Below are 17,964 nucleotides of genomic sequence, written 5' to 3'. Positions count from 1 at the left end.
TTAACTCGCAGAGGCAATTAATCCATAGCAATAAATTTAATCGTTAATGGATAGCGATACACTTTACCTTCGCTGGCCTTAATAATCGCCAGCACAGTACACACCAGATCGAATATACCCAGTAAGATCAATAAAATGAAACCTATTCCGACCAAAGCTAATACGGCACTGATGATCACATAAATCAACAGGCTCAATTTAAAGTTCAAACAACTACGGCCACATTGATCGACAAATGCGGACTCTTCACGCTTCATCAGCCAAATGATCAAAGGACCAAGAATAGAGCCCAACGGCACTAAGTATCCAATAAAACTTGAGGCGTATACCAGTAAGCCAAAATCTTTATCACTTTTTGTAACGGGTTCAATCATAGGTCATCCCTGTTTTATCATTTTGAATATAAAGCCTTATTTTCCACTCGGCCCATATAAACGCATTTGCCAATCTTCTACTGTCTGTAATGCTAAGCGGCGTTGTAGGCTATTAACCCAACTCAGCGCTAATCCCTCGCAGGAAGCTAAACGATCATAGGCACTGGTATTAAACGTTGGCGAGAAATAGAGTGACATGGCCTCGGCAACACTGATATCAGTACGACGCTCAACTAATTCAATCCTATCGTTTAACTGAATAATCCCTGGGGTTAAGATTCTATAAAACCAACCACATAATTGGCTTTGCTGCATGGCGAGGGCGAATTCTTTGTGACCAAATTGCAGATTCAATTTAAAACAAGGTGAACGCGGCTGAGTCACTTGCACTTTTACTGCGCCAATTTGCAAGATATCGCCAATATTGACTTGAGTTTCGTTCAGTCCAACTGTGCTAATGTTCTCTCCCATGCTGGGCGCATCTTCGAGCTGGGTGATTAAGTCCCAACGACGATATTGGCCGTAGTGCTCGCGGGGGAAATGATGTAGCACGCGATCAAGGCCGCCATGGTGTTTTGGATCGGCCTGCGCGTCCCCTTCAACATGGTCGATATGCACTAACAGTTGTTGAGCCGCTTGCTTACCATCAATCCCCGTAGCAACACCGGACATTTCTTGAAGATGAGTTCCTAAGTACAATCCAGACAACTTATTAATCAACAACTTTGACATCTGCAACTCCAAATCAATGACCTATCGCGCATTACTGTCAGAGTGTAAACCGCGATACGCCAATAATACAATCAACCCACGCCATAACCCACAAAGGTAGGCTAAACATTGCTGCCAAGAAGAACCGAGTAGAGTCTATGAATGATTTAACACCACTTGATTTCGGCCCGCTTCTTTTGCCTGATACAAGGCCAGATCGGCACGTTTGATAAGGTCCTCCGCAGGCTCTTGCACTTGATGCTCAGCAACACCAATACTGGCAGTAATAGAAATGTGTAATCCATTCACTTTAATTTCCCGCTGGGAAATGAGGTCACGGATCTGTTCTGCCAGTTCTGCCGCTCGGGATAAGTCCATCTCAGGGAGTAAAATTAAAAACTCCTCACCGCCCCAACGACATAAAATATCCTGTTGTTGTAGTAAACCACGCAGCATATTAGTCATGGTTTTTAATACTAAGTCACCAATCCCATGCCCATAACTGTCGTTCACTTTTTTAAAGTGGTCGATATCCAACAAGAGTATTGAAATCGGCGATTGTGTCAGCTTAGCTTTATCTAACGCCTGCCTAAAGTACTCATCAAACACCTGACGGTTAGCGGCGCCAGTGAGCTTATCGGTAGACGCCATAATTTCTAGTTTGCGCTGATAACGACCTAAGGTCATGTTTGAGATGAATAAAATACCTAGAGTCACCATTAGGCTTAACGCCAAATTACCCCAAAACGTATTTAACAGTTCCCGCTCTTGTGGCGCATCCTCCTGCTCAACAATCAAATACCACTTAAACTCAGGAACTAAGCGACTATTGAGATAAACCGTTTTCCCGCTTTTCTGATAGCTGAAGGCGGCACTTGGGCTGGTTAAAATACGCGTAGCCAAATTATCAAGCCCTACGTTCGTTTGCAGCGAATCCGTACCGTCATATTGATCGCCATGCAAAGTGACATTACCTTGCCGATCCGTAAAGAACACTCGGCGGTTATAACGCTTTTGATATAACTCAATTAAGGCTTTAACCTTTTCAACCGCCAACCCCACACCGGTAACACCAATAAATTTTCCTTCAAAATCAAAAACCTTATAATTCACAAATACTGTTGTCTTACTGCGATCAGCCGTATCGGCATCAATATTGACCTCATAATGCTCAGATTCAGGTAAAGAACGCACTCGAAAATACCAAGCATCGTCAGGCTCTACATCTTGGATTTGTTTTAAAATGCCCGTGGAATGGTAATAATTTCGACTTTTCTCAGACACAAAAAAGCTCGTGACTGTACCGTATTTTTCTTGGATTTCCTTAAGGTAACGAATGAGTTTTTCGGGCTCTTGCTCATGACTTAAGGTCCAATCCCGAACAAAGGTATCCTGCGCCATCAAGGATGAAATAAAGATGGGTCGTAACAAATCCTGTTGAATTTCTGAATAAATATTGTCACTTGTGAGCGGTAAGGTATTGCTCTCTATTTGTTGGCTCAGTGAATCATGGGCTACTTTGTAACTGATACCGCTGGTCACTAAAAAGGCGACCAAAAGCAAAACAGACAGAAGCCAAATAAATTTATTTTTATCATTCCAAGCGTTATTGCCCATTCTCAACTCCAAAGACTACAGAACACCTTGAGTGGCTTATTATTTTAATTTAACGATAACTATTTTAGTTGAATAAATGTTAACGCAATTGCGCCATAGCCGCACAAGATTTCTGTCGTATTGGCGTTCTACGATGGAATAACTTTATTTTGAGCAAAAAAATGCCTCGTTGGGGAAACGAGGCAAAAAACATACTAACCAATAAATGGGAGAAAAGTACAAGAAAACGTTAAGGGACAAGCTATGCGCCACAAGACATACTCTAGCAAGGACGTATGACAGAAAGATGACTCAAACTGCTCGCCCGCAGATTTTCATGCGATTTGCTTCGCCTCTAAATACTGTTTTAGTGCCTCACCCGGAATAGAACTATCAGTTGCCACCGCAAATGCCGCCCAAATCGCCCCTTCTGCCATGGCCTCAGTAATCGACTGGCCGATGCAGAGACAGTGGATCAACCCTGCAGCATAGGCATCACCAGCGCCAGTGGTATCAACAACTGTGGCAGGGATAGCGGCAACATGCTGCACTTGATCGTGCGTGTAAACCTTAGCCCCATTGATACCATCGGTGACAATAAAGTAACGCAGACAATCGCCGCCAATGCTTTTGCCATATTCCCAAGATGCGCCATCACAACGCCCCTGAATATCACTCATGGAGGCCAATAAAATATGACAAGGTCTCTGTCTGTCGTCCTTGGCTAATTGCGCGACCACAAGACAATGTTCTAAAGCTGTTTTTGCCCAGCTGACAGAGCCTTCTGCGGAAGTATTAAAATACAGCGCGTCCCATGGCTGCCATTTCGGCGGTACAGATAATTCAAATATGGGTCTTTGTGGCCGAATAATGGTGCGCTCGCCATCTGGCGTCATTACAAGCAGCATTTCGCATGTATTGCCGGCGCGGCGCTGCACTAAACGACAATCGAGCCCTTGAGTACTGGCTTCTGCAATGAGCCAATCCCCCATGTCATCACGGCCCACTTGACTCACCAACGCGACGCTATGCCCAGCCCAGACTAAACCTAATCCGGTATTTGCCCCACCGCCACCGAGCCTTTGGCCGCCATCTTGATAATGGAAACGTCCACCCGTTTTTAAAGGTTTATCAAGCAGTAAGATCCGATCACAGTTGAGATTGGCAACTAACAGAATATTAGCCATTACACGGCTCCAAAGGGCAAAAAAGAATCAAGGCCAGAAGATAAAAACAAAGAAATATCAATCTAGAGCAAAATGCTCACAGGCACAATCCAATCATCAAGATAGAAACATTATAAGGATATGGCAGCGCCTTGATGTAAGCATTTGTCCCGAAGAAGATGAGGAAAAAAGTTATCCACTCATACGGTATAATATAGTTGTTAACTCTAACACTTTGTTTAACATCGATTTATAGAAAAGATAACGTCTCAGGACAACATGAAGCGTAACCATTTTGAAGCCGACTCGATTAATTATCAGTAGACATAGTTAAAATGCATGCTGGATACATATATTAAATTTATGAATGGAATCAAACGCTATGCTAATGGAAATATGGGATACCGCCGAAGAAAAATCTGAGCAGCTACGCCGTTATCAGCTCTGTATAGAAGAATTTAATGAATTGAATTTTCACGATGTTTATATTGCAGAAATCAAACAAGAATACCAACAACTTGCTGAACAAGTAAAAGTGCAGTCAACCTCGGATCCCGAGCGCTAACTGCACTTTGCCATCTAGTTACTCACGATAAACCTTCAATTACTTTATTGGCGTCAATGGTGATAAAGACGCAAATTGTACTGCTAATGTCCAATCTGTAATGACCATATCTGAAGGCTGCCAACTGTCATCAACCCACTCATAAACCAAGCCAGGGTTTTCCTCTGCGTTGACTAACAAACGCCGTCCATCTTGCAACACAAGCGTATAATCGAGCCCCTGCGCATCGACACTTTCAATGTCCCCCAAGACATTGTGCTTAATGGCCGAAATAGTTCCGGTTGCCTTAACGGCATCGTTTTCCTTTGCACCGCTGTAAAACTTTAACGCCTCGTTTGCGGCAGTCTTGTGAAAAACAAACTCCTCAGTCACACCCACTACGATCGACGGATCAAGCTCATACCAGGCGGGTATCCATAATGCGTTAATTGTCATCCCGTTATATCCTGCATAATAATTTTACGGACGGGATCATTCTGCCTTAACCCCGACAGAGAAAATACTCTTCAGGGATAAAATAATTTTAATCCCTGTAAGGGATAGCATCACTAAATTGAGCGCATCACTTTCTTTGTAAGATAATTCCAAACCAAAGGGTCATACCTGAGATGCTTTAAGCTCCAGCACTGATGTTGGACTCAATTGGTCTTTCTGTTAGTTTGTAAAACACTTTGCCTGAAACCGACACATTAAGCTGACAAAGTGATCCTGAGCTCAGTAATCGCGTATAGAGTCACACACGATAGATTAATCTTCCCATGCTTGCACCGCAGGCCGATAAATACGGAGTTTACTTGTCTATGGATAAGCCCATAACGCAACCCCCTCAACCCCTTAAGCTCATTGGTGAAACTGAGGCCGGAAAGCGTCAAGAGCTTAAGCAATACTTTAATCAGACATGGGCTTTATACGAGTCTCTGTATGATTTGATCCAAGAAGATAGCGCCTATTACCTCAAAGCCGAGCCGCTGCGCCATCCGTTAATCTTTTACTTTGGCCATACGGCCACTTTCTATATCAACAAACTCAAACTTGGTAAATTTCTCGATGAACGAGTAAACGACAACTTCGAATCCATGTTCGCCATTGGTGTCGATGAGATGTCTTGGGATGATTTGAACGAACAACATTATCCGTGGCCGGATGTAGCAGAGGTGCGAAGCTATCGCCAACAAGTTAATGCTGTCATCAATCGTGTTATCGATGAAATGCCTCTAGCGTTACCTATCATTCAAAATAGTCCAGCTTGGATCATTTTGATGGGCATTGAACATGAGCGTATTCATTTAGAAACCTCATCGGTGATCATACGCCAACTGCCGCTGGAGTATGTCGCGCCCAACCACCTCTGGCCTGCGTGCCAAGACACCGCCCCTGCCGAGACCAACAGTTTATTGGCTGTAAAAGGGCAAAAAGTGACCTTAGGCAAAACAGAACAAGACCAAACCTACGGCTGGGACAATGAGTACGGCCATAAAATATTTAACGTTAACGACTTTAAGGCGGCTAAATTCTTAGTCTCGAATCAAGAGTATCTCGCATTCGTCGAAGCTGGCGGCTATCGCTCACCCCAATTTTGGAATGAAGAAGGCCAAGCTTGGCTTGCCTATACCCAAGCACAAATGCCGCGTTTTTGGCGCTTAAGACAAGATAAATGGTGGCAACGTAACTTAGTGGAAGAAATTCCGCTGCCATTAAACTGGCCTGTTGAAGTGAATCAGCTCGAAGCTAAGGCCTTCTGTAATTGGAAAGCCGAACAAAAGCAAAGCAATATACGTCTATTAACTGAAGCTGAGTGGTACATCTTACGCGAGAATGTGCCCGCCGATGCGCCCGATTGGCATGAAGTGCCGGGCAATATTGCTTTGGCTTATTACGCCTCTTCTTGCCCAGTGAATCGCTTCGAACATAATGGCTTTTTCGATATTGTCGGTAATGTTTGGCAATGGACAGAAACCGCAATCGACGGTTTTGACGGCTTCGCCGTACACCCACTTTACGATGATTTCTCCACCCCAACCTTCGATGGCAAACATAATCTCATCAAAGGCGGCTCGTGGATCTCTACGGGTAATGAGGCAATAGCTTCATCACGCTATTCGTTTCGTCGACATTTTTATCAACACGCGGGCTTTCGCTATGTGGAATCCACCCAAAATCCAGCTCAAATGGAAGAGGTCAATGTGTACGAAACGGATGAACTGATTTCCCAATACCTTGAATTTCACTATGGCGCCGAATATTTCGGGGTTGCTAACTTCTGCGTCAATGGTGTGCAGCAAGCGCTGAGTGAAATTCAATTGACTCATACTGCTAAAGCCCTGGATATCGGCTGCTCCGTTGGTCGCGCGAGTTTCGAGCTGGCAAAAGTGTTTGATCATGTTGATGGTATCGACTTCTCGGCGCGCTTTATTCAACAGGCCTATGCGCTGACAGAACAAGGTGAAAAACGTTACACCATACGCACCGAAGGCGACTTACAGGAATTTAAGAGTGCGAGTCTCGCAAAACTGGGATATGAGCTTGAGGCGAAAAAGGTCAACTTTATGCAAGGTGATGCCTGTAATTTAAAGCCCATCTACACAGGTTATGATTTGGTTTATGCCTCAAATCTTATCGACAGGTTGAACGAGCCTAAACACTTTTTAACCAGTATTGCCCAGCGGATTAATCAAGGTGGATACCTTGTGATTGCCTCGCCATACACTTGGCTTGAAGATTATACGCCCAAGGATAAATGGTTAGGTGGCGTTAAAGTCAAAGGAGAGAACTTCACCACCTTAGATGGTTTGACCGAAACCTTGATCGGCCAATTTGAGCTGGTCGCAGTGAAGGAAATTCCCTTCGTGATCCGCGAGACTAAACGTAAATTCCAACATTCCATCTCAGAAATGACAATTTGGCGTAAACGTTAATGCTCACTCATGGGATAACCAACTGAAGTCCTGATAAAAATATCCGCCAGAAATCCATTTCTGGCGGATGTGTAACATCCAGCTCAGTCACATTTACAGCACCAACTAAGGTGAGAACACTGTAAATGCAGCGAAAAATATCTACACCTTAAACTGTGCCGTTGTTAAACCAAGCTGATTTGCTAACCCCAACAGACTCCGCGTACTCGCTGCTACTTGGCTGATAGCCGCACTATTTTCCTCCGCCGCCACGCTTAAGCCCGCAATCCCCTGCGCAATCGTCGCCGAAACCGTTGTTTGTTCTTCCGCAGCGGTTGCGGTTTGAATCATTAATGCCTTTAAGGTTTCTAAGCGCAAAGCAATATCATCCACCGCGGTCTGCATTCCATCCGCATCTTCTGCGGTTTTAGAGGCTTCAGTGGAACAAGTCACACTATGCAACGCCAGCACACCTGACTGTTGCTGAATACCTTTTAACACTTGCCCAATATCCTGAGTTGCTAACTGAACCTTCACCGCTAACTGACGCACCTCATCGGCAACCACAGCAAATCCACGACCATGCTCGCCAGCTCTCGCTGCTTCAATCGCCGCATTAAGAGACAAGAGATTAGTTTGTTCCGCAATCGCATTTATCACAGCTAATACTGAGCCGATTTTCTGACTATCCGCCTCAAGACTGCCCACCTGTTGATGAATAGTTGCAAAACTGCTCAAGGTCACTTTTAAGCTTTTACGAGTACTAGCCAAGTTTTGCGAAAGAATTTCACTCGAATGGGTACAGGCGGACACTTCATCGGAGGATCTCATCGTATTCGTGCTGATTTCAGCTGCGGCATAACTCATTTCTTCAACTGCAGTAGCCAACATATCAGTTTCTTTAGCCTGCATCTGAATACTGCAATCGGCTTGTGTCATAGCGGCAGAGTTTTGTTCGGCGGCAGATTCAAGTTCATGCCCAACGCCCACCAGCTGACTGATGATTTCTTTGAGCTTAGTTTGCATCCGCGCCAACCAACTCATCAGGTGATTATCCGTTTGAACATGCGGTAAATTATGAGTTAAATCGCCAGAGGCGATCATACTGGTCAAGTTACACATGTCCTCAGGCTCACCGCCGAGCGGCTTTAATACAAACCCTGTAACTAACTTAGCGGCAGCGAACGCCAACACTAAGGCTGCTGCACAAACAGATAAGCCGATAAACATCATACGGTAGGCGGGAGCTGCTATTTCACTCACATCAATTTCAGCCATCAAACCCCAACGTAAACCGAGCTCAACGACAGGAGAATAAGCGGATAAAACGGGATTATTGTTATAGTCATTCACTTGCATCACACCCGATTTACCTGCCAGCGCCTCCTTTACCGCCAGCGTATCGACACCATTCTGAGCTACCGTTCCTGCAAACGAAGCCGTAACAGTGCGATTAATGGGATCGAGAAAAGAATCAGAACGCATACGATTATTTGGGCCAATGAGATAAGTTTCACCACTTTGCCCCATACCCTCACGAATTTGCATAACTCTGTTGATGCGATCGATTGATACTTGAGCCGCCACCACCAATCTTTGCTGATTGAACTGAATCGACTGGCCAATAAATGCCGCAGGTTGACCATTTGAAGGCGCGTATGCGGAAAAATCTTGTAGTAATACTGTGCCCGCCGATCCCAATGCCTTATTGAATAACTGTGCTAATCCCGAATCATGGAAGGGTCCAGTACGCAAATTGGTGCCGAAATCAGACTCCTTCGCCACTGTATATAAAACGGTGCCATCGTCACTAATAATAAATAGGTCATAAAAACCGAGGGATTTATTTAATGACTGCAAGGTTTGATCTATGTCAGTAAGAGTATCGAGGCTTTTTTGGCTGGCAATTACGGCGCTGACGGCCTGCAGGTTATCGGAAAAGTCCTGAAACATGCCAACAATCTGCCGTTGCTTGATCTCACGCACTGCCACTAAACGAGACTGAGCCTCGGCAAACAATTCATCCCGAGCAATGTAAGTCACTATTGCGGTGGCAAATATGAGGGGTAATAGGACAATCAATAAACTGATAAGCTGAATTTTACGAGTAAAACCCATGGTGAGACTCCTTGTCGCGCGTCGAATTCCATTCCTTCAATCTTTGCAGAATCAAACCTGCCTTAAAACTATAGGAGAAGAATCTCAGCTAAACAAAGCGGTGCCGACTATTTTCATCAAAAGTTCACTAAAATTCCGACAACTCATTATTTTTAAGTAGAAAAATGATTAATAACTTTAAATGACAGCCAAGCCATACCGACCATTTCAAACAAAATGATATAGTGGGAAATAAGCAATAAACCGAACGTTAGCATCAACTTATATTGAATGCGCACATCCATGCGACAAATGATGCATTGAAATTTATTAAATATGCATATAAATTCATCTCAAGCCAATTTATAGAGGATTAATAATGAGTTTACTCGAGCAAGTGTCAGTATCTAAAAAAGCCAACATCTACTTTGATGGCAAAGTGGCTAGCCGTAGCGTATTTTTTGCCGATGGCAGCAAGCAGACCTTAGGTGTTGTATTACCAGGGGAATATGAGTTCTCAACCTCCCAAGGCGAAATAATGGAAGTCACCAGTGGCCGTTTTGAGGTGTTGTTACCGGAGAGCTCTGTATGGCAGGAGTTTAGAGAGGGCACTCAATTTGAGCTGGCTGCAAATGTTAGCTTTAAAATTCGTAACACAGCCATTGCCGAATATTGCTGTAGCTATCTCTAGTCATCTCGATTAAGTGACAGTGCGATTAATATTTCATATCAATCGTTAATCGAACGCTCACAGTGACGGTTTATCTCAGCACTGTGAGTATGTTGTCCTACCGAACCATTTCACCATTTCACCATTTCACCATTTCACCATTTCACCATTTCACCATTTCACCATTTCACCATCAGAATGCCTTATCCGTCTAACATTTATCAATTTGGCAATTTTATTAACTTGGCTCAAGGCAGCGCAAAAGTCACAATGCAAAGCATACTAAATCGAATGCGTTGATATCGCCGAAAAAAACAACACTAGACGACCGGTCTAATTTGATTTATCCTAAACCCCATGAAAATTGAAACTCAATCCACTCGCCAGCATATTCTCGACATCGGCTACAAGCTGATCGTACGCAAAGGCTTCTCCAGCGTCGGCTTATCCCTACTGCTGCAGGCGGCCGAAGTGCCAAAAGGCTCGTTTTATCACTACTTCAAATCCAAAGAACAATTTGGTGAAGCGCTTATTACTGATTATTTTGAAAAATATCAATTAGATTTAGACGCATTATTCAATGACTCAACACTGACAGGCCATCAACGCTTGATGCAATACTGGCAACAATGGTTGCACGTACAAGCCGATGGCTGCGTAGATCAAAAGTGTCTAGTCGTTAAGCTCAGCGCCGAAGTGGCCGATTTATCAGAAGCCATGCGTGTTGCCTTACTTAAAGGCTCCGCCGGCATCATAGAGAGGTTAACGACTTGTGTTCAAGTGGGCATAACCGATAGATCAATCGCCCAGCAAGATCCGCAATCAACCGCTGAAATGTTGTATCACATGTGGTTAGGCGCCAGCTTAATGAACAAGTTGGGCCACAGCCCTGCGGCACTCGAACGTGCACTCGTAACGACTGAATCCATTTTAACGCCTAAAACGGCCCTTTAACCTAATACCGACTCAAAACTAATATTTGCTGATATCGATCAGCCCAGATTTTTAAAGAATACATTTTCACGCCCCAAAATTAGACGACTGGTCTACTAATTTAACGGGCGATTAATTAATGCAGCTCAATTAACGCTGCTCATTTAAAGTAATAATAGGAATAACATCATCCATGCTAAATTTTAACTATTACAACCCGACCCGAATCCGTTTTGGTAAAGACACTATCACCGAAATTGATTCTCTAGTACCGAGCGATGCTAAAGTGATGATCCTCTTTGGCGGCAGCAGTGCTAGAAAAACAGGCACGTTAGACGAAGTTAAACAATCATTGGGTAATCGTTTCGTTGTCGAGTTCGATGGCATTGAGCCAAACCCAACCTATGAAACCTTAATGAAAGCCGTCGCCCAAGTACGTGAGCAGAATATCGACTTCCTCCTCGCGGTTGGCGGTGGTTCGGTTATCGATGGCACTAAATTTGTTGCCGCTGCAGCGGTATTCGAAGGTGAACCTTGGGACATTCTCACTAGCTGGGGCGCCAATGTGACTCAAGCTATGCCTTTTGGCTCAGTGTTAACCTTACCTGCGACCGGTTCCGAAATGAACAACGCCAGCGTAGTGACCCGTAAATCACTACAGGCTAAACTGCCATTCCGTAATGATTTGGTTTATCCACAATTCTCAATACTCGATCCGACCAAAACCTTCACCCTGCCAGAGCGCCAAGTGGCCAACGGTGTTGTCGATGCTTTTGTACATATCACAGAGCAATACCTCACTTACCCAGTTAACGCCGCCGTGCAGGACAGATTTGCCGAAGGTCTTTTACAAACCTTGATTGAGCTTGGTCCACAAGTGCTAGTTCAACCCGAAGATTACGACATTCGCGCGAACTTAATGTGGGTTGCCACTATGGCACTCAACGGCACGATTGGCGTCGGTGTTCCCCACGACTGGGCAACCCATATGATTGGCCATGAACTAACTGCACTTTACGATATCGACCATGCGCGTACATTGGCAATCGTACTGCCTGCCCTGTTGCAATGTACAAAAGAGGCTAAACGCGAAAAGCTACTCCAGTACGCCGACCGTGTGTGGCACATCAACACAGGTACAGATGACGAGCGTATCGACGCCGCTATCGCAAAAACCAAGGCTTTCTTCGAAGCCATGGGCATACCGACACATTTATCTGCCTATGATCTCGATGCCAGCCACGTTGATACTGTAGTGAAACAGCTTGAACTGCACGGCATGGTGGCACTTGGCGAACATGGCAATATTGACCCAGCCATGAGCCGTGACATTTTGACCTTAGCCCTATAACGTCAAATGAACTAAACCCAAAGCTCACACATATTGATGTGAGCAACTTAGGTAAAGGTATGAAAATGAATATATTAATGGTACTCACGTCGCATGATAAACTCGGTGATACCGGTTTAAAAACCGGCTTTTGGCTAGAAGAATTCGCCTCACCTTTTTATGTTTTTAAAGATAAAGGTTTTGACATTACCTTAGCCTCACCACTGGGCGGTCAACCACCACTCGATCCAAAAAGTGATGAGCCAGACTTTCAGACCGAAGCTACTGCACGCTTTAGCAAAGATCCTGAGGCTCAAGCACTGCTAGCGAATACCACTCGCTTAAGTGAAATCAACGCAGCCGATTATGATGCGGTTTTTTATCCGGGCGGCCACGGTCCACTGTGGGATCTTGCCGAAGATAAACATTCTATCGTCTTGATTGAACAGTTTTATCAAGCCAATAAACCCCTAGGGCTCGTATGTCATGCGCCTGCTGCATTGCTGCACCCTAAAACCAGTGATGGCAAGCCATTGGTCAGCGGCAAGCGGGTTACCGGTTTCAGCAACTCTGAAGAAGAAGCCGTGCAACTCACTCATGTCGTGCCATTTTTGGTTGAAGACATGCTGCAGAAAAATGGTGGCAATTATGTCAAAGGCGATGACTGGACAAGCTTTGTCGTCGCAGATGGCCATTTGATCACAGGCCAAAATCCGGGATCATCCGAAGCCGTAGCCGAAACCATAGTTGCGCAATTGAACGCGAGAGGCTAAGCGATAAATACGCGACGCTCAGCTTGAAATGAACAAAGACAGGCGCACAAGTGTGCTAAATACGTTAAAAAGAGCTGTCGCACCATAATAGTGCGACAGCCAAAATGTACTCTCACTGTCCAAAGGAAAGCCCATGATCACCTTGCACCATCTCAATAAATCACGCTCTAAACGTATCATCTGGTTGCTAGAGGAGCTAGGTCAACCCTATGAAATTAAGAGTTATCAACGTGATAGCCAGACTTTTCTCGCGCCACCCGAACTTAAGCAAATTCATCCGTTAGGTAAATCACCCGTTATCGAAATGGACGGTCAAGTGATAGCAGAATCGGGTGCGATCACCGAATATCTTATTGAAAAATATGCGGCGGATACCTTAGCCCCCGCCAGAGACAGCGCAGACTATGTCAGTTATCTGCAATGGCTACACTTTGCCGAAAGCTCAGCCATGCTGCCTTTGTTACTGCGTATGTTCGTGCAAAAGGACGGTTGTAAAACCAATTTCCTTGAAGGTTATGCGGCGATAGAAGTCAGTAAGATAAGCCATTACTTCAATGATATGTTGGCCGATAAAACCTATCTTGTTGCAGACAAGCTCACGGGTGCGGATATCATGATGTCCTTTGTTGTAGAACTACTGGCGAACAGTGGCGATCTCGCGAAATTTGAACACATTGAACGCTATGCCACTCAATTATCCCAACATGCCGCTTGGGTCAAAGCGAGTGAGATCGAGAAACAACTCGATGCAAGCCTGTAATTGATGGATAGAATTCGGGCACATGTTAGTGCCCGAGCTTAACCAACTTTAACTAACCCCTGTTTCTGCCGCCCCATTTTCTGTCGACTTTATACCTTCTCTGTGATGACATCCTTAACCACTTAGTGCAACAAACACCATGATTTTTGATGTAAAAGAGACTAATCTTGATTAACTCTATCTCAAGGCTACAGGGACTTTAGCATGCGTTCACTCACACTCATCGGCTTAGTGCTATTTAGCATGTTAGCGCAAGCGACTGTTTATAAATGGGTCGATAAGGATGGCAAAGTCCATTACTCCGATGAGCCGCAGCCAAATGCCCAAGTCGTTGAGCTAAAAGATAAGACCTTAAATCAAATTGCCCTTCCTCTGCCCAAAACAGACTTAAACAGCTCAGTTCAAGCAATTGAATCTATTCAATATCAAGTCAATATTACCTCTCCGACCGAAGAGGAAACCGTCAGAGATAACAATGGCGATTTCGACGTCGTTGCGACTATCACCCCAGAGCTAAAAAGTCAGTATTTGATGGCCCTCAAGCTCGATGGCAACCCCGTCGGTCAACCGCAAATTGGCGGTACCTTTAAACTCAAAAACATCGACAGAGGTGAACATACCTTAGTCGTTGACGCTTTGACTCAAAACGGCAAAGTCTTTGCATCAAGTTCACCAAGAAAGATATTTCTTCATCAAGCAGCTAAGCGTTAATGTCACTATTTGTATAGTAAAAGTTAGTATAAAAACTTTAAATACATGAAGTTAGATTAACTCCTCCTGACTAAACCGTTTGATGAAGACAAGTTGCAGCTTGCACCAGATTGGTGCACCATAGTGGTGCAACCCTATTTCTAGGAATGGTCGATGGATAAAGAGACACTGCTCAATCATTTAGTTACCGCTGTACTTGTCATAGATAAGGATCTCAAGCCTTGTTATGCCAACGCAGCAGCAGAGCAATTATTAGGTGTTGGTAGCCATAGACTCGTAGAACAAACTTTGCCTGAGCATTATCAAATCCTCGGTGTCGACGCCAAGCTATTAATGGATGCAGTAACAGCCGGCCAAGGCTTAACGGTCAATACGGCAGCACTAGTCACGCTCGATGGCCAACATCATACCGTTGATTTAACCCTTATTCCCCTCGATGATGAGGCAGAGCTCAGCCTGCTCGAACTGCGCCAAGTCGACCAACAAAGACGCATTCATCAGCAACTGAGTCAAGATGCACAGCAACAAGCGGCGCAGTTTTTGGTGCGCAACTTAGCCCATGAAATCAAGAATCCTTTAGGCGGCCTTCGCGGTGCGGCGCAGCTATTATCGCGGGAGCTGGATGATCCGGCGCTGAAGGAATTCACTACGCTCATCATAGAGCAGGCCGATCGGCTGCGTAATTTAGTGGACCGTCTGCTCGGCCCGCAAAGGCCGACACAGCACAGTCTGCACAACATCCATCAAGTGGTGCAAAAGGTCTATAAGTTAGTTGAAATGGCGCTGCCCGCTAACATCCAGCTCAAACGGGATTACGATCCATCCATTCCCGATATCGAGATGGATCCGGACCAAATGCAGCAAGCTGTGCTGAACATTTTACAAAATGCGGTGCAAGCACTTGAGCATACGGGGGGCGAGATTTTGATCCGCACTCGCACTCAACACCAAGTCACCATAGGTTCACAGCGCCACAAGCTAGTGTTAACCCTATCGATTATCGACAACGGCCCCGGTATACCGCCTGAGCTAATGGACACATTATTTTATCCCATGGTGACAAGCCGTGAGCAAGGTTCAGGTTTAGGCCTCTCGATTGCCCATAATATTGCCCGTTTACACTCGGGAAGGATCGATTGCCTCTCCAGCGCTGGGCACACAGAATTTATCATTTCATTACCGATTTTAAGCGCTAAATAATTTCGAGAGTACCTACCCCTACCGTATGAGGAAGCAAGATGCGAATTAGTGAACAAGTGTGGATCCTCGACGATGACAGCTCGATACGCTGGGTACTCGAAAAGGCACTGCAAGGTGCTAAGCTCAGCACCGCCAGCTTTGCCGCCGCCGAATCCCTGTGGCAGGCATTAGAAATATCGCAACCGCACGTGATAGTGTCGGACATCCGTATGCCCGGCACGGATGGTTTAAGCCTGCTCGAACGATTGCAGGTGCATTATCCCCATATTCCCGTGATCATTATGACAGCGCACTCAGACTTAGACAGTGCAGTGAGTGCCTATCAAGCGGGCGCATTTGAGTATCTGCCTAAACCCTTCGACATCGATGAGGCTATCTCTCTGGTTGAGCGCGCACTTACCCATGCCACTGAACAGAGCCCTGCACCCGCGCAGGAAGCCCAAGTCAAAACACCCGAAATCATAGGTGAAGCGCCAGCGATGCAGGAAGTGTTTCGCGCCATAGGCAGACTTTCACGCTCATCGATCAGCGTGCTGATCAATGGTCAATCGGGTACGGGAAAAGAGTTAGTGGCTGGCGCGTTACACAAGCACAGCCCACGTAAAGATAAGCCGTTTATCGCGCTGAACATGGCAGCGATCCCTAAGGATTTAATCGAATCTGAGCTATTCGGCCACGAAAAAGGTGCCTTCACTGGCGCAGCCAATGTGCGCCAAGGTCGCTTCGAACAAGCAAACGGTGGCACGCTCTTTTTAGATGAAATCGGCGATATGCCGTTAGACGTACAAACACGGTTACTCAGAGTGCTCGCCGATGGCCAATTCTACCGCGTCGGAGGTCATAATGCGGTACAAGTCGATGTGCGTATCATAGCGGCGACCCACCAAGATCTTGAATTATTAGTACAAAAAGGTGGCTTTAGAGAGGACTTGTTCCATCGCCTCAACGTGATCCGCGTGCACTTGCCGCCACTATCACAAAGACGGGAGGACATTCCCCAGCTCGCTACCCATTTCCTCGCCTCTGCAGCAAAGGAAATTGGCGTGGAAACTAAGATCATGGCCAAGGAGACTGCGGTAAAACTCTCCCAATTACCTTGGCCCGGTAATGTCCGACAACTCGAAAACACCTGTCGTTGGTTAACCGTAATGGCATCGGGGCAAGAAATTTTACCCCAAGACTTACCGCCAGAATTACTGAAAGACCCTGTGAGTGTCACCCACACGGCGAAAGGCAGCCAAGATTGGCAATCGGCACTGACTGAGTGGATAGACCAAAAACTCTCGGAAGGAAACAGCGATCTGTTAACTGAGGTGCAGCCCGCATTCGAGCGCATACTGCTAGAAACTGCGCTGCGCCATACTCAAGGCCATAAACAGGAAGCGGCGAAACGTTTAGGCTGGGGACGAAATACTTTAACGCGGAAATTAAAAGAACTGTCGATGGATTGAGTAGATAAAATAACGTTACTACTCGTTATATCAATACAAGCTTATTCATATCAAACAATAAAAAGGGATATCTTCACATCCCTTTCTATTTGAAATTCATTTCATTTTCATTGGCATGAATTAAATATGCCAAATCTAAAAAAATTAGAATTGATAATGCATACCTACAGCGAATTGCTTAATATCAGTGTCAATATCTTTTAATCCTAAATAGCTACGGTCGGCATCTAAATCACCTGTAGTGACATCATAGCTTACACGGATATTTAAGTGCTCTGTTACGGCGGCATTAACACCTACACCATAAGTCCAACCAAAACCAGTAAAGTCTTCATCGTAACCATAGCCATCAACATTCGCCGCCATAGATGCTATACCCACTTTGGCATAGGCAGAAAAAATATCATTAATTTGTGCAGTAAATTTAGGTGTGAAGCTTAATGCACCTGCACTAATATCAACATCCTTATCGCCTAAGTCACCAGTGGCAAACAGGTTAGCTTCTAAACCAAACCATTCATTGAAGTTATAGCCACCGTATACGCCTACACCAGTACCGGTTTCTGAACCATCAAAAGCATCAGCTGTGACTCTATTTAATGCACCACCCACATAAAATCCAGTAGTGTCGGTTGCTGCAGAGACTTGAGTGGCCGCTAATGCTGATAGTAAAGAGATAGCAACAATTGATAATTTATTCATCATAATTCCCTAATGATTTAACGAAAGTATT

At 45.1% G+C, this 17,964-nt stretch carries 17 protein-coding genes; 10 read left to right on the top strand and 7 right to left on the bottom strand.

What is annotated here, in order from left to right; translation table 11 throughout:
• Positions 1-17: 17 nt before the first annotated feature.
• From HQQ92_RS01785 to HQQ92_RS01770, 4 genes are all read right to left on the bottom strand, one after another.
• Positions 18-374 carry a DUF4870 domain-containing protein gene (locus tag HQQ92_RS01785; protein WP_173242674.1) on the bottom strand — a complete coding sequence of 119 codons (357 nt, stop codon included), beginning with the start codon at positions 372-374 and terminating at the stop codon, positions 18-20.
• Between the two features lie 36 nt (positions 375-410).
• Complete coding sequence (locus tag HQQ92_RS01780; protein ID WP_173242672.1) at positions 411-1,106, bottom strand: MOSC domain-containing protein; 696 nt, start codon at positions 1,104-1,106, stop codon at positions 411-413.
• Positions 1,107-1,241: 135 nt separating this feature from the next.
• Positions 1,242-2,702, bottom strand: a complete 1,461-nt coding sequence (locus tag HQQ92_RS01775; protein WP_173242670.1) for a diguanylate cyclase — start codon at positions 2,700-2,702, stop codon at positions 1,242-1,244.
• 314 nt (positions 2,703-3,016) lie between these two features.
• Positions 3,017-3,868, bottom strand: a complete 852-nt coding sequence (locus HQQ92_RS01770; RefSeq protein WP_173242668.1) for a PfkB family carbohydrate kinase — start codon at positions 3,866-3,868, stop codon at positions 3,017-3,019.
• 361 nt (positions 3,869-4,229) lie between these two features.
• Between HQQ92_RS01770 and HQQ92_RS01765 the strand changes: the two genes are divergently transcribed.
• The gene (locus tag HQQ92_RS01765) at positions 4,230-4,412 is read left to right on the top strand and encodes a hypothetical protein (protein ID WP_105251075.1); all 183 of its coding nucleotides are present in this window, start codon (positions 4,230-4,232) and stop codon (positions 4,410-4,412) included.
• Between the two features lie 39 nt (positions 4,413-4,451).
• Here the strand turns inward: HQQ92_RS01765 and HQQ92_RS01760 are convergent, their stop codons facing one another.
• The gene (locus HQQ92_RS01760; protein WP_105251074.1) at positions 4,452-4,847 is read right to left on the bottom strand and encodes a hypothetical protein; all 396 of its coding nucleotides are present in this window, start codon (positions 4,845-4,847) and stop codon (positions 4,452-4,454) included.
• 365 nt (positions 4,848-5,212) lie between these two features.
• Between HQQ92_RS01760 and ovoA the strand changes: the two genes are divergently transcribed.
• Positions 5,213-7,327 carry a 5-histidylcysteine sulfoxide synthase gene (gene ovoA / locus HQQ92_RS01755; RefSeq protein ID WP_173242666.1) on the top strand — a complete coding sequence of 705 codons (2,115 nt, stop codon included), beginning with the start codon at positions 5,213-5,215 and terminating at the stop codon, positions 7,325-7,327.
• Between the two features lie 141 nt (positions 7,328-7,468).
• On the opposite strand, the gene HQQ92_RS01750 is transcribed toward ovoA, so the two are convergent.
• A complete protein-coding gene (locus HQQ92_RS01750; RefSeq protein WP_105251072.1) occupies positions 7,469-9,424 on the bottom strand; it encodes a methyl-accepting chemotaxis protein in 1,956 nt (651 codons plus the stop codon).
• Positions 9,425-9,782: 358 nt separating this feature from the next.
• On the opposite strand from HQQ92_RS01750, the gene HQQ92_RS01745 reads away from it, so the two are divergent.
• From HQQ92_RS01745 to glnG, 8 genes are all read left to right on the top strand, one after another.
• Positions 9,783-10,094: a pyrimidine/purine nucleoside phosphorylase gene (locus HQQ92_RS01745; RefSeq protein WP_173242664.1), complete on the top strand. Its 312-nt coding sequence runs from the start codon at positions 9,783-9,785 to the stop codon at positions 10,092-10,094.
• Between the two features lie 336 nt (positions 10,095-10,430).
• Positions 10,431-11,027 carry a TetR/AcrR family transcriptional regulator gene (locus HQQ92_RS01740; RefSeq protein WP_105251071.1) on the top strand — a complete coding sequence of 199 codons (597 nt, stop codon included), beginning with the start codon at positions 10,431-10,433 and terminating at the stop codon, positions 11,025-11,027.
• 172 nt (positions 11,028-11,199) lie between these two features.
• Entirely contained in the window at positions 11,200-12,357 is a 1,158-nt protein-coding gene (locus HQQ92_RS01735; RefSeq protein WP_173242662.1) for an iron-containing alcohol dehydrogenase, read from the top strand.
• Positions 12,358-12,416: 59 nt separating this feature from the next.
• Positions 12,417-13,109 (top strand): type 1 glutamine amidotransferase domain-containing protein, encoded by a 693-nt coding sequence (locus HQQ92_RS01730; RefSeq protein WP_173242660.1) that lies wholly within the window; start codon positions 12,417-12,419, stop codon positions 13,107-13,109.
• 133 nt (positions 13,110-13,242) lie between these two features.
• Positions 13,243-13,869, top strand: coding sequence for a glutathione S-transferase family protein (locus HQQ92_RS01725; RefSeq protein WP_168826402.1), 627 nt, complete (start codon positions 13,243-13,245; stop codon positions 13,867-13,869).
• Between the two features lie 204 nt (positions 13,870-14,073).
• A complete protein-coding gene (locus tag HQQ92_RS01720; protein WP_131525137.1) occupies positions 14,074-14,580 on the top strand; it encodes a DUF4124 domain-containing protein in 507 nt (168 codons plus the stop codon).
• Between the two features lie 153 nt (positions 14,581-14,733).
• Positions 14,734-15,780 (top strand): nitrogen regulation protein NR(II), encoded by a 1,047-nt coding sequence (gene glnL / locus HQQ92_RS01715; RefSeq protein WP_105251067.1) that lies wholly within the window; start codon positions 14,734-14,736, stop codon positions 15,778-15,780.
• A gap of 38 nt (positions 15,781-15,818) precedes the next feature.
• Positions 15,819-17,231: a nitrogen regulation protein NR(I) gene (glnG, locus tag HQQ92_RS01710; protein WP_131525139.1), complete on the top strand. Its 1,413-nt coding sequence runs from the start codon at positions 15,819-15,821 to the stop codon at positions 17,229-17,231.
• A gap of 144 nt (positions 17,232-17,375) precedes the next feature.
• On the opposite strand, the gene HQQ92_RS01705 is transcribed toward glnG, so the two are convergent.
• Complete coding sequence (locus HQQ92_RS01705) at positions 17,376-17,933, bottom strand: porin family protein (RefSeq protein ID WP_131525140.1); 558 nt, start codon at positions 17,931-17,933, stop codon at positions 17,376-17,378.
• Between the last annotated feature and the right edge of the window lie 31 nt (positions 17,934-17,964).

This window comes from Shewanella sp. DC2-4 (assembly GCF_013248875.1).
In the GTDB taxonomy this organism is placed as follows: Bacteria; Pseudomonadota; Gammaproteobacteria; order Enterobacterales; family Shewanellaceae; genus Shewanella; species Shewanella oncorhynchi.
The sequence above is the reverse complement of the archived record's forward strand: the minus strand, read 5'-3'. Positions and strand labels throughout refer to the sequence as shown.

Bases quoted from the DNA above. Each gene is read 5' to 3' on its own strand.
- HQQ92_RS01725 (WP_168826402.1), top strand. From the start codon at position 13,243: ATGATCACCTTGCACCATCTCAATAAATCACGCTCTAAACGTATCATC.
- HQQ92_RS01760 (WP_105251074.1), bottom strand. From the start codon at position 4,847: ATGACAATTAACGCATTATGGATACCCGCCTGGTATGAGCTTGATCCG.
- HQQ92_RS01745 (WP_173242664.1), top strand. From the start codon at position 9,783: ATGAGTTTACTCGAGCAAGTGTCAGTATCTAAAAAAGCCAACATCTAC.
- ovoA (WP_173242666.1), top strand. From the start codon at position 5,213: ATGGATAAGCCCATAACGCAACCCCCTCAACCCCTTAAGCTCATTGGT.
- HQQ92_RS01765 (WP_105251075.1), top strand. From the start codon at position 4,230: ATGCTAATGGAAATATGGGATACCGCCGAAGAAAAATCTGAGCAGCTA.
- HQQ92_RS01770 (WP_173242668.1), bottom strand. From the start codon at position 3,868: ATGGCTAATATTCTGTTAGTTGCCAATCTCAACTGTGATCGGATCTTA.
- HQQ92_RS01780 (WP_173242672.1), bottom strand. From the start codon at position 1,106: ATGTCAAAGTTGTTGATTAATAAGTTGTCTGGATTGTACTTAGGAACT.
- HQQ92_RS01720 (WP_131525137.1), top strand. From the start codon at position 14,074: ATGCGTTCACTCACACTCATCGGCTTAGTGCTATTTAGCATGTTAGCG.
- glnL (WP_105251067.1), top strand. From the start codon at position 14,734: ATGGATAAAGAGACACTGCTCAATCATTTAGTTACCGCTGTACTTGTC.
- HQQ92_RS01785 (WP_173242674.1), bottom strand. From the start codon at position 374: ATGATTGAACCCGTTACAAAAAGTGATAAAGATTTTGGCTTACTGGTA.
- HQQ92_RS01775 (WP_173242670.1), bottom strand. From the start codon at position 2,702: ATGGGCAATAACGCTTGGAATGATAAAAATAAATTTATTTGGCTTCTG.
- HQQ92_RS01730 (WP_173242660.1), top strand. From the start codon at position 12,417: ATGAAAATGAATATATTAATGGTACTCACGTCGCATGATAAACTCGGT.
- HQQ92_RS01750 (WP_105251072.1), bottom strand. From the start codon at position 9,424: ATGGGTTTTACTCGTAAAATTCAGCTTATCAGTTTATTGATTGTCCTA.
- HQQ92_RS01735 (WP_173242662.1), top strand. From the start codon at position 11,200: ATGCTAAATTTTAACTATTACAACCCGACCCGAATCCGTTTTGGTAAA.
- HQQ92_RS01740 (WP_105251071.1), top strand. From the start codon at position 10,431: ATGAAAATTGAAACTCAATCCACTCGCCAGCATATTCTCGACATCGGC.
- HQQ92_RS01705 (WP_131525140.1), bottom strand. From the start codon at position 17,933: ATGAATAAATTATCAATTGTTGCTATCTCTTTACTATCAGCATTAGCG.
- glnG (WP_131525139.1), top strand. From the start codon at position 15,819: ATGCGAATTAGTGAACAAGTGTGGATCCTCGACGATGACAGCTCGATA.